General features: G+C 68.3%; 9 protein-coding genes. 4 read left to right on the top strand and 5 right to left on the bottom strand.

Annotated features, from left to right (window positions below; genetic code table 11):
- Positions 1–16: 16 nt before the first annotated feature.
- Positions 17–1009: a hypothetical protein gene (locus NR810_RS31635; RefSeq protein ID WP_257458143.1), complete on the bottom strand. Its 993-nt coding sequence runs from the start codon at positions 1007–1009 to the stop codon at positions 17–19.
- A gap of 211 nt (positions 1010–1220) precedes the next feature.
- On the opposite strand from NR810_RS31635, the gene NR810_RS31630 reads away from it, so the two are divergent.
- Both NR810_RS31630 and NR810_RS31625 read left to right on the top strand, forming a co-directional pair.
- Positions 1221–2078, top strand: a complete 858-nt coding sequence (locus NR810_RS31630; protein WP_407653858.1) for a nucleotidyltransferase family protein — start codon at positions 1221–1223, stop codon at positions 2076–2078.
- Positions 2062–2766 carry a metallophosphoesterase family protein gene (locus tag NR810_RS31625; RefSeq protein WP_257458142.1) on the top strand — a complete coding sequence of 235 codons (705 nt, stop codon included), beginning with the start codon at positions 2062–2064 and terminating at the stop codon, positions 2764–2766. Before NR810_RS31630 ends, NR810_RS31625 begins: the two co-directional genes overlap by 17 nt.
- A 9-nt stretch (positions 2767–2775) precedes the next feature.
- Here the strand turns inward: NR810_RS31625 and NR810_RS31620 are convergent, their stop codons facing one another.
- The 4 genes from NR810_RS31620 to NR810_RS31605 are packed head-to-tail and all read right to left on the bottom strand — an operon-like array spanning position 2776 to position 7437.
- Positions 2776–4272, bottom strand: a complete 1497-nt coding sequence (locus NR810_RS31620; protein ID WP_257458140.1) for a DUF4340 domain-containing protein — start codon at positions 4270–4272, stop codon at positions 2776–2778.
- Entirely contained in the window at positions 4269–5852 is a 1584-nt protein-coding gene (locus NR810_RS31615; protein ID WP_257458139.1) for a GldG family protein, read from the bottom strand. The genes NR810_RS31620 and NR810_RS31615 overlap by 4 nt, the downstream gene beginning before the upstream one ends.
- 19 nt (positions 5853–5871) lie before the next feature.
- Entirely contained in the window at positions 5872–6666 is a 795-nt protein-coding gene (locus NR810_RS31610; RefSeq protein ID WP_257458138.1) for an ABC transporter permease, read from the bottom strand.
- Positions 6667–6705: 39 nt separating this feature from the next.
- Positions 6706–7437, bottom strand: a complete 732-nt coding sequence (locus NR810_RS31605; protein ID WP_257458137.1) for an ABC transporter ATP-binding protein — start codon at positions 7435–7437, stop codon at positions 6706–6708.
- 207 nt (positions 7438–7644) lie between these two features.
- Between NR810_RS31605 and NR810_RS31600 the strand changes: the two genes are divergently transcribed.
- Both NR810_RS31600 and NR810_RS31595 read left to right on the top strand, forming a co-directional pair.
- Complete coding sequence (locus NR810_RS31600; protein ID WP_257458135.1) at positions 7645–8841, top strand: aspartate kinase; 1197 nt, start codon at positions 7645–7647, stop codon at positions 8839–8841.
- Positions 8842–9051: 210 nt separating this feature from the next.
- The gene (locus NR810_RS31595) at positions 9052–11508 is read left to right on the top strand and encodes a N,N-dimethylformamidase beta subunit family domain-containing protein (protein WP_407653857.1); all 2457 of its coding nucleotides are present in this window, start codon (positions 9052–9054) and stop codon (positions 11506–11508) included.
- Positions 11509–11560 lie beyond the last annotated feature (52 nt).

Here is an 11560-nt window from a genome sequence, read left to right as displayed (position 1 = left end):
GTGGGCTCCCCCGAGCTTACAACGTGGAGTAGGCCGCCGGGGTGAAGACGCAGCCGGTGGCCTCGGTGCCATAGCCCACCCGAGGGTCATAGCTGGCGCGCATGAAGCGGCTGATGAAGTTCGTGTCCCAGCACTCGTTGACGGTGGCCTCGCCGACGAGGTCCCCGCCCGACAGCCGGACATCCGAGCGGCCAGCGCCCCCCTGCTGCCAACGGCTCTTGATGGTGAGGACCTCGAGCTGGCTGGTGGTGTTGTCCGGCTTGTACCAGTCCTGGGTCAGCTTGAAGTTGAACTCACCGCCCTGGCCCGGGGTGGCGGCGTAGCGGTAGTCCGCGTCCGCGCGCCGGGTGGCGTCCTGGTCGTCACGCACCTGGCGGAACGCCGCGTCCACGGTGGCGGCGCTCTTGTCGTCCAGGCGCGAGTACTTGACCGTCATGCGGCCGACGTTGTCGTCGTTCTCGGGCAGCGTCCGCTGCCGGTCCCAGTCGAGGGTGAGCTCGCCCTGGCCGAAGCCCCTCATCGGCTCGCCGGCCTCGTTCAGCGCGGCGGTATGCGTGCCGGTGATGACGTCCACGAAAGCCGAGTCGTCCGCAGTCTTCGCCTTGGCCGAGACGGTGTAGCTATAAGTGTTGTCGCCCGTCTTCTTCACGGTGAGCTTCCAGGTGTTGCGGGCCAGCGCCTCCGTGTGCGGGCCCCACACCGCGGTGTCCTCGGTGACGGTGGTGGGCTTGTGCTTCGTCACCGCGTCCACCAGACGCAGTACCGCCAGCGTGCCGCCGTTGACCACCGCGGTGGTGCGGCGGGTCAGCTGGTAGAGGTCGCTCGTCCGTCCCTCCCCGGCCTGCGCGCTCACGTCATCCACCACCAGCGCCTGGCCGCTCTCCTGTGGCGTCTTCACCTCCACCAGCTCCTGGGTGGGGAGCACGGAACGGAACTCCTCCTCGCGGTCCATACGGCCACAGCCAACGAGCATCAGGGCGGCGAACAGCAGGTTCTTGCGCAGCGTCATGGGTAGGTCCCCCTCGGGTTTCCGCCCGGCCTCCATGGCCGGTGCGGGTCATTCGTCCGTAGGGACACGGCAGGGGTCCAAAAACAGAAAGTCGATTTTCAGAAGACGAAAAACCCAGGGATTCCAGGCCCTTGGAGGTCCCCTGGCTGCCCACCAGGCATACCGGACGGGGGCTCCGACGGGGAAAAGGACCCGTTCCTAGGTTTGCCGCATGGAAACGCGACACCCCAACCATCCCGGGGACATGGGAACCGACGCCTCGCTCGCGGAGCGGGCTCGTACACCAGAGGAAATCAACGCCCGGGGCCGGGCCATCGAGGTGTTGCTGGACGCCGGTGTCCCGTTCCTGGTGGGCGGGGCCTACGCCTACGCCACCTATACGGGCATCTACCGGGACACCAAGGACCTGGACCTGTTCCCTCGCAAGTGCGACGCGGAGCGGGCGCTCGTGGTGCTGGAGAAGGACGGCTGGCGCACCGAGCGGGCCGACGAGGTGTGGATCTACAAGGCCTACCGGGGCGAGTACTTCGTCGACTTCATCTTCTCTTCCGGCAATGGCGTGGCCACCGTGGACGACGAGTGGTTCGTCCACGCGAGGTCCGCCACCGTCTTCGGCCACCACTGCCTCATCGCACCGGCCGAGGAGATGATCTGGTCCAAGGCCTTCGTGAACGAGCGGGAGCGGTATGACGGAGCGGACATCAACCACCTCATCCTCAAGATGGGGACGGGGATGGACTGGGAGCGGCTGCTGCGGCGCTTCGACCGGTACTGGGAAGTGCTGCTCAGCCACCTGATGATGTTCCGCTTCGCCTACCCGTGTGAGCGCGACCTCATCCCCACGTGGCTGATGACGGAGCTGATGTCGCGCACGCTGGACACGCTCAAGGAAGGCAACTGGGACGAACGGCTGTGCCGCGGGAATCTCATCTCGCGGGTGAACTACGCGGTGGACATCCATCACTGGGGCTACGGTGATGGACGGTCCTGGGACGAGCGAGATCGACAGAAGGGGGAGGCACGTGGCGCGGGATGCGAGCTCGAAAATACGGTTGGCGGCGGTCGGTGACCTGCACTGCCGCGAGGACCAGCACGGCCGCTTCCGCCAGCTCGTCAAGCAGATCAACGCGGAAGCGGACATGCTGTTGCTCTGCGGGGACCTGACGGACCGGGGGATGGTGGAGGAGGGCAAGGTGCTCGCCGAGGAGCTGTCGGCCCTCCGGGTGCCGGTGGCGGCGGTGCTCGGCAATCACGACTACGAGCACAACCAGGCCAAGGAGATCTGCGGCGAGCTGTCACGGGCGGGGGTGCACATCCTCGATGGCGACCACTTCATCTTCGAGAAGATGCTGGGCGTGGCCGGGGTGAAGGGCTTCGGCGGCGGCTTCGGCAACGCCACGCTGCAGGCCTTCGGCGAGGGACAGACGAAGTCCTTCGTGCAGGAGGCGGTGACCGAGTCGCTCAAGCTGGAAGCGGCGCTCAGCCACCTGGATACGCCGAAGAAGGTGGTCATCATGCACTACGCCCCCGTTCCCGAGACGCTGGAGGGCGAGAACATCGAGATACGTCCCTTCCTGGGGACGAGCCGCCTGGCGATGCCTGTGGACCACTATGGGGCGGAGGCCGTCTTCCACGGACACGCGCACCACGGTGCGCCCCAGGGGAAGACGAAGAGCGGCATCCCCGTCTACAACGTGGCGATGCCGCTCATGACGAAGATGCACCCCGAGCAGCGCTTCCTGCTGCTCGAGGTGTGATGCGGGGACTCAGGGCGAGCCGTTCGCGGCCGGCACGCCCTGCATGAGGTCCTCGAGCTTCAGGGGCAGGGCGTCGAGCACGGACTTCTCCAGCTCGAGCACTTCCTCGCCCGAGCCGCGCGCCCACAGGCGCTTGGGGTTGCCCTTCACCTCGTTGCCGACCGACAGCCGGACCAGCTCCTTGCCCTGGGCGTCCAGCAGCGCCACGCCGCGCGAGGAGTCGGAGATGCCGTACCTGCTCCAGCTCTTCGGGCGGGCCTCGCCGAGCGCCGCGGCCTTGAGCTTCTCCAGCGAGCCCAGGAGCGAGGCGACCTTGAACTCGCGGGCCTTGCCGGGCATGGGCGCCACCACCTCCCACGTCTTGGTGTCGAGCGTCTTGGCCAGTTTGACGAGCTCTCCGCCGGCGGCCGGGTGGATGACGATGTGGTGCACGTCGTCGGCGGTGAACGCGAGCGCCTTCTTGTCCTTGAATTCGGACACCGCCAGGTCCAGGACGTTGACGGTGTTGCTGTCCACCAGGGCGAGCACGGAGTCCCGGCCCCACTCGCTCAGCGAGACGATCTGCTTCATCCCGTTCAGGTCCGCCTCGGCGAGGCGCACGCGCAACGGATCGCCCAGGTGGGGGACGAAGAGTGCCTCCACCACGGGCTTCTCCAGGGCGGCCCGCGCCTTCGCCTCCCAGTCCCGCTCGGGGAAGGTGAGGGCCCGATAGCCCTTGAACGTGGACACCATGCTCGCCACCCGCTCTCCATCCGCGCGCAACGCCACCGGCTTCGTGAGCTGCCAGGGCTTGTCGGTGCTCGCGCGCTCCAGGGTGAAGGCGTTCTTGCGCGTCTTCACCTCGATGCGCAGCAGCGAGGGCTCGTTCACGGGGAACGCCTCGTGATCCCTCCAGTCATGGGTGCGCTTCTGCACCGCGAAGCGGAGCGAGCCCTGGGAGGAGTACACGGCCGGGTCTCCCTCGCGGCGCACGTACACCGAGCCGTCGAAGCGGTTCTCGACGCCGGTGTGGAACGTCAGCGTGCGCTGGCGGGAGGGCTCCTCCGCCCCGCCGCCCTTCGCGTCCGGCACATACGCCCTGGCCGTCACGGTGACGACGGGCGGCTTCAGCCCGTAGCGCTCCAGGTCCGCGTCGGTGGGGTTCTTGTCCAGCACGCTCAGGAACTTCGCGGAGGCGAGCTCCTGGGTGAGGGCGTCCACCTCGGTCTTGTTGGCCAGCGCGGACACCGGCGCGGTGACGCGCCACTGGCCCTCCACGAGCTGCATCTCCGTCTTCGACCCCGTCATCTCCACGGAGAGGTGCGTGAAGACGGGCGCAGGGGGCGCACCGCCGTCCTGGCCGCGCTCGCCGGGATCGTGGGTGACGAAGAGCTTGTCTTCCACTTCCTTGCGCTGGGCCTCCTGCTCCTCCGGCTTCATCACGCCGAAGTACGTGTAGAGCCCGAGCCCACAGGCCGCCAGGGTGGCGGCCAGCACACTGACGAGGTTCTTCTGTCTGGCGTTCACTTGTTTCGCCTCGAGAGCCAGATGGCCAGCCCCACGCCGAGCAACGACAGGGGCAGGACGTCGGTGGATACGAACCGGATGCGGTTGAGCATCTCCGCATCCAGCTCCAGGGTGGACGTCGCGCGGTCGGGCGGGCGGATGGTGATCTTCTCCACCTGCTGGGTGGCCCACCCGAGCGCGTTCATCACCAGGTTGCGGTTGCCCTCGTGGCCCCAGTTGGAGTCCAGGAGGAGCTCCGAGTCACCCACCACCACGAGCCGCGCCTCGTCGAAGCGCTTGACCAGCGCCTTGGAGGTATCGCGCGTGCTTGCCATCACCAGGTTGAGCTGCCCCTTCTTCTCTCCCTCGGTGGGGGCCGGCTTGTCGTCGGGCGTCGTCTCCACCCAGCCGAAGGGCGAGGTGAGGATCACCGGCGTCACCTTCACGCCCTCGGCGAGGCCCTGGCTCAGCCCGCTGATGCTGCGCGCGGTGGGGAACTCGATGTTGAGCTGCCGCTGGCTCAACGGCAGGGAGATCTCATGCCGGCCGAAGAAGAGCGAGAGGACGACGTAGGGGCTGCCACCGTTGAACTGACCATCGGCGACCACGCCCTTGTCGAGCTCCACGCCGTACTCGGCCAGCAGCTTCGCCAGCTCCGGGCCGGGCTCGCCATAGGCCTCGGCGAAGTAGAGCAGCCGGCCACCGGCGGCGAGGTACTGACGCAGCGACTCGACCTCCGGAGCGCTGAAGGGGGCCTTGGCGCCAGCGATGAGCACCAGGGAGGCGTCCCTCGGCACCGTGGTGCCGCCCGCGAGGTTCAGCTCCCGGGGGGTGTAGCCCTCCTGGATGAGCTGCTGCTTCAGCTCCGAGAGGCTCGTCGTCCGCCCGCGCTGGCCGGGCATGGGCACCTGCCGGTCCAGGGGCCACTCACCATGGCCCACCACGAAGTAGACCATCTGGTCCTTCACCTTCGTGAGCTTGAGGAGGGCGTTGGTGAGCTCCTGCTCGCTGATGACGTTGAGCGAGGTGTGCGACTCGTTGGCGCCCTCGCCGCGGGTGAGCACCACCGTCGTCTGGCTGTCGCGCAGCTGGTACTTCTGCGCCAGGTCCGGGTGCCGGCGCGGATCCTTGAACGAGTAGTCGAACACGTCCGGCGCCTCGGTGTGGTAGCGCTCGAAGGTGGCCTGGAGGCCCGCGTAGGCGGGGTGATCCGGCTGCACGAAGCCGATGGCCCGCACCGGCTCCTTCAGGCTCTTGAGCGTGCTCACCGTCTGGGGCGAGAGCGTGAAGACCTTCCGCTCGGTGAGATCCCACCGCTGGTTCTTCTTGTGGGCGATGTAGTTGATGGCCACGAGCGCGCCCAGCGTCATCAGCACCATCACCGCCGTGGTGCCGAAGAAGAAGCTGGAGCGGCGCGAGGCGAACTGGCCGAACTGCTTGAAGTTCGTGGCGAAGTACAGGCCCACCATGATCGCGCCGGCCACGGCCTTCGTGGCGGCGATGGCGATGGAGCCCGAGGTGAGGAAGAGGGTGAAGGGGCTGGAGAGCAGCAGCAGCAGCCCGAACACGCCGAGGATCTTTCCGATGTTGGCCGCTTTCATGGGCATCCTCGAGAGGGGCTCACGTCCAGCGCTGCGCCTCCACCGTGCGGTGGCTGAGCAGCAGCGAGAAGAAGATGACGGAGACGAAGAAGACGAGCGCCTTGAGATCCAACACGCCGCGCAGCAGGCCGGCGAGCTGCACGTCGAAGGACACGGCGTTGATGAGGGAGCGCACCGGCTCCTCGGTGCCCTCGGCGAGCCCGCTCAGGAACATCCACGGCAGCAGCACCGCGAAGCTGAGCAGGGCGGCCACCATCTGGCTCTCCGTCAGCATGGAGATGAACATGCCGATGGCCATGCACGTGGCGCCCCACAGCAGCAGCCCGCCATAGCCCAGCAGCACCGTGCTCCACTCGAGCGCGCTGCCGGACTCGCCCTTGCCGAACACGGAGAGGATGACGGGGAAGACGATGGTGAGCCCCAGGGTGGCGGTGATGACGCCCAGGCCGCCCAGGTACTTGCCCAGGACGATCTCCAGGGGCCGCACCGGCGCCGTCATCAACAGCTCGAACGTCCTGTTGCGCTTCTCCTCGGCGAACAGCCGCATGGAGAGGAAGGGCGCCACGAACAGGGTGATGAACATCACCGTGCCCCAGAAGGGCACCGCCACGCCGTCGGTGAGGTTGCGGAACTGCTGCGGCACCTTCTCCCAGCCGTACACCCGGGCCAGTTCCTGGGCCTGCTGGAACTTGTAGAGGTTGTTGATGAAGAAGAACGACGCGAGGGCCTGCATCGCGGTGAAGACCGCGTAGGCCCAGGGCGTGGTGAAGTAGATGGACAGCTCTTTTCGAGCGATCGCCAGCGCGGTGCGCATGGAGTCCTCCGGAACCGTGGATGGGGGAACGCGCGGGCGCTAGGCCGCGGTCAGCTTGATGAAGATCTCCTCCAACGACACGTTCTCCGCCTTGCCGCCGTGCACGTGCGTCAGCTTGCGGATCTCGTCGTACGCCACCACCCGGCCCTGGTTGATGATGAGGACCTTCTCGCAGGTCATCGTCACCTCGGGGAGGATGTGGGTGGAGAGGATGACGGTGTGCTTGCCCGCCAGCCCCTTGATGAGGCCGCGCACCTCGGCGCGCTGGGCGGGATCCAACCCCTCGGTGGGCTCGTCGAGGATGAGCACCGGTGGGGAGCCGAGCAGGGCCTGGGCAATGCCCACGCGCTGCTTGTAGCCCTTGGACAGGTTCTGGATGACCCGGCCCATCACGTCGGACACGCCGGCGAGCCCGCCCACCCGGTCCACCTCGGCGCGAAGGCCGCGGCCGGGCAGCCGCTTGAGCTCGGCGACGAACTTCAGGTACCCGGCCACCGTCATCTCCGGGTACAGCGGCGGGGTCTCCGGCAGGTAGCCGATCCGCCGTTTGACCTCCAGGGGCTGCTCGAAGACGTCGAACCCCGCCACCCGGGCCGTCCCCTCGGAGGGAGGCAGGAACCCGGTGAGGATCTTCATGGTGGTGGACTTGCCCGCTCCATTGGGCCCGAGGAAGCCGAGTATCTGTCCCTCGGCGACCGAGAAGTTCAGGCGGTCCACGGCGATCCGCTCACGGTATCGCTTGGTGAGGTTCTGGACCTCGATCATCGGCATGGGACGGCTCCAGGGAGAAGCACTCGACCGGCGGCCGATATAAAAGCCGTTTCCGACCTGTCAAGGAGGGCAGGCAGGCGTCGGGGAGTGTCGGGGCGGCGCTGGCGAGCCTTGTGCATGACGTGCTTCCAGTGTGTCCTGACGGACACGCCCGGCAGGTTACCTGTGACCTTGACCGGCCCCTAGGAACAACGCAGCGGGTGCTTTATGCCGATCGTGGTGCAGAAGTACGGCGGCTCGTCAGTCGCCGATGTGGAGAAGATCCGCAAGGTCGCACGCAGAGTGAAGGAGACGCGGGACCGGGGCTACCGGGTGGTGGTGGTGGTGTCGGCCATGGGGGACACGACGGACGAGCTGCTGGCGCTGGCCAAGCAGGTGTCGCCGGACCCGGCGCGGCGCGAGCTGGACATGCTGCTCACGTGCGGGGAGCGCATCTCCATGGCGCTCTTGTCCATGGCGCTACAGGAGATGGGGGTGCCGGCCATCAGCTTCACGGGGAGCCAGAGCGGCATCATCACGAATGACGCGCACTCGCAGGCGCGCATCGTGGAGGTGCGGCCCTACCGCATCCAGGACGAGCTGGAGCAGGGCAAGGTGGTCATCGTCGCGGGGTACCAGGGCGTCTCCTACAAGAAGGAGGTGACGACGCTGGGGCGGGGTGGCTCGGACACGACGGCGGTGGCGCTGGCGGCGGCGTTGAGCGCGGAGTCGTGTGAGATCTACTCGGACGTGGACGGGGTGTTCAGCGCGGATCCGCGGGTGGTGCCGGACGCGCGCAAGCTGGAGACGCTCTCGTACGACGAGATGCAGGAGCTGGCGAGCGCGGGGGCGAAGGTGCTCAACGCGCAGGCGGTGGAGTTCGCGAAGGCGAAGGGGATCGTCATCCTGGCGAGGACGGCGCACGGGCAGGGGAGTGGGACGGCGGTGCAGGAGCTGGTGGCGCCGGCGGACACACGGGTGAAGGGGGTGACGGCGGAGGCGGAGATGGCGGTGCTGTCGGCGGCGGTGGAGGAGGTGCGGCTGCCGGAGCTGCTGGAGTTCCTGGACGCGCGAGGGGTGCGCGGCAGGGCGCTGGCGTTCGACGGGTTGCTGGGGCGCGAGGGGCGGGCGTTCATCGCGGTGCCGTTGCAGGACGTGCACGGGTTGGAGGCGCTGAAGCGGGACGTGGTGGCGCGCTTCGGGGAGACGGTGAGGCTGAGGGAGGAGGTGGGGACGGTGACGGCGGTGGGGGCGGGGCTGAACGCGGACTGGAGCTACCTGCGCCGGGCCCTGGACGTGGCGGAGGAGCTGGGGGCGAGGGTGCATGCCGTCCACACCTCGCCACTCCAGCTCACGTTGCTGGTGGACAAGCAGCACCTCAAGCCGCTCACCGCGAGGCTGCACCGCGAGTTCCTGGGCAGCTGAGGGCAATCCGCGAGGACGGGCAGGCGTTGAACTGTCCACGAAAACGCCCTGGAAGGAGCGGAAGACTTCCCACACCGGACCTCATGCTTACCCTCGCAGCCCGAGAGGGTGGAGGCAGGCATGGGAAAGGGTGGTCGGGTCATCGGGGTGTTGGTTTCCGTACTGTGCCTCCTGGGCCTGGTCGGAGGGTGTGAGGATTCCTCCTCCGGCATGGGTGGACGGGATGGCGGCTCACGGGACACCCCACCGCTTCAACGCTCGGACGGCGGGCAGCCAGACATCGGGGATGGAAGTGTGCCGCCGCCACCGGACCCGGATGGAGGCGTGCCGGATGGGGGGTCGATTCCTCCGCATGACACGCAGGCCATCCGCAAGGAGAACGCGCGCCCGGGGACGACGGCGTGGCGCATCGTCAAGAAGGCGGCCAACAACAACGAGATCGAAGGTTACGCGCTCGTCTCCACGGTGTCGCCGGGCGAGCGGGTGCCCATCGCGGTGTCGGTGACGGGCTCGCCCCGCAAGTTCAGCTGGGAGGTGTACCGGCTGGGGTACTACGGGGGAGCGGGGGCACGCGAGGTGGCGCGGGGTGGTCCGCTGCAGGCGGTGCCGCAGGCGCCGTGTCCCGCGCAGCAGCCCACGGGCATCGTCGCCTGCAACTGGACGCCGACCCTGGAGCTGCCGACGAACGGGTGGATGCGCGGGGTGTACGTGGTGAAGCTGGTGCGTGAGGACGGCTTCCAGCGCTACGTGCCGTTCTTCGTGAGGGATCCGAATCCGCGCTCGGAGGTGACGGTGATCATCCCGACCGCGACCTGGCAGGCCTACAACACGTGGGGCGGCACGAGCCTCTACGACGACAAGTTCCGCATCACCGGGGTGGGGCGCGGCTTCCAGGCCTCGTACGATCGGCCCTACTACCGTGGCTACGGCTCGGGCCACCTGCTGGATGACGACCAGGGCCTCATCATGTGGCTGGAGGCGCAGGGGCTGGACGTCACCTACGTGACGAACGAGGAGCTGGACCGCAGTGGGGACGCGCTGCGCGAGGCGAAGGTCCTGATCATGTCCGGGCACGACGAGTACTGGACGCGCACGCTGCGTGACCGTGCCGAGAAGGCGCAGGCCGAGGGGCGGTCGATCATCAACCTCGGCGCGAACCAGGCCTACTGGCAGGTGCGGCTCGAGCCGGCGGCGGACGGCCGGCCGCGGCGCATCATCACCTGCTACAAGGGCGACGCGAGGGATCCGGTGGGGGTGAGGAGCCTGGATCGTTCGACGAAGTTCAGGGATCTGGCCACGCCGCGCCCGGAGAACTCGTTGCTGGGGGTGATGTTCTCCAGCCGCTGGCACCAGTTCGCCTTCCCGACGGTCATCACGAACGAGGGGCACTGGGCGCTGGAGGGGACGGGGCTGAGGAACGGGGACACGCTGTGGCGTGCCAACGGCTACGAGCAGGACCAGGTGGTGGACAACGGCCGTTCGCCCGCGGGGCTGGAGGTGCTGGCCGAGTCTCCCGCGTTGTCGCTGCAGGGGGCGTTCGGCTTCGGACAGATGGTGGTGTTCCGCAAGGGGAACGCGTGGGTGTTCTCGGCGGGTGGCATCGACTTCGTGCACACGCTGGGGACGACGGAGGCGGCGGATCCGCGCGCTGCGCGCATCGTGGCCAACGTCCTCTACCGGGCGTTGGGGAGGCAGGTGCCGCGGGATCTGGTGGTGCTGCCGGCGACGCAGTTGCCGCGAGCGCGAGGTCCCTTCGCGACCGACGTGAGGACGGTGGCCGGGCAGCCGGGGCGGCGGGGTGATCAGGATGGTGAGCAGGGCCGTGGACTGCTGGCCGCGCCGGTGGCGGTGGCGGTGCTGCCCGGAGGTGGCTGGGCGGTGGCGGACGCGCTGGCGAACGAGGTGAAGCGGGTGGGGTCGGACGGGAGCATCTCGACGCTCTCCTCGGTGAAGCTCAACGGCCCGATGGGGATCGCCGCGGACGCGCAGGGGAACGTCTACGTGGCGGACTCGGACAACTACTGCATCCGCCGCATCACGCCGGACGGGACGACGACGGTGTTCGCCGGGGCGGTGATGGAGCCGGGGCTGATGGATGGACCCGCCGCGCAGGCGCGCTTCAACCAGCCGGCGGGGCTGTTCGTCACGCCGCAGGGGGAGTTGCTGGTGGCGGATCTGGGCAACGGCGTCATCCGGCGGATTGATCTGCTGACGCCGGGCAATCCGGTGACGACGCTGCCGGCGAACCTGTGGCTGTACCGGCCGTCGGCGGTGGCGGCGGCGCCGGACGGGACGGTGTACGTGGTGGAGACGGGGATGTCGCGCGTGGTGGCGTTGCGCAACGGCACGGTGAGCGTGCTGGCGGGAACTCCGCCGGGAGGCTTCGCGGAAGGGCAGGGCGAGGACGCGCGGATGCTGCCGTACCTGGGCATCGCGGTGCTGCCGGACGGGAGCGTTGCGGTGTCGGATCCGGGCAACTACCGGGTGCGGCGCATCTCTCCGAACGGGATGGTGACCACATTGGCGGGCTCGGGCCGTTTCGGGGCGCGTGATGGGACGGGGGATGACGCGGACCTCGTTCTGCCGGCGGGTCTCGCGGTGGGCCCGGACGGAACGCTGTACGTGGCGGACTCGGGCAACGCGTTGCTGCGCGCCATCACTCCGTAGCGAGTACCTGGTCACTGGCGGAGACCCGTGGGTCGTCGACGCGGGTCTCCCT

Origin of the sequence: Archangium lipolyticum (assembly GCF_024623785.1) — a bacterium.
GTDB classification, from domain to species: domain Bacteria; phylum Myxococcota; class Myxococcia; order Myxococcales; family Myxococcaceae; genus Archangium; species Archangium lipolyticum.
Note: the sequence above shows the minus strand (reverse complement) of the source record. Positions and strands in the feature narration are given on the sequence as shown.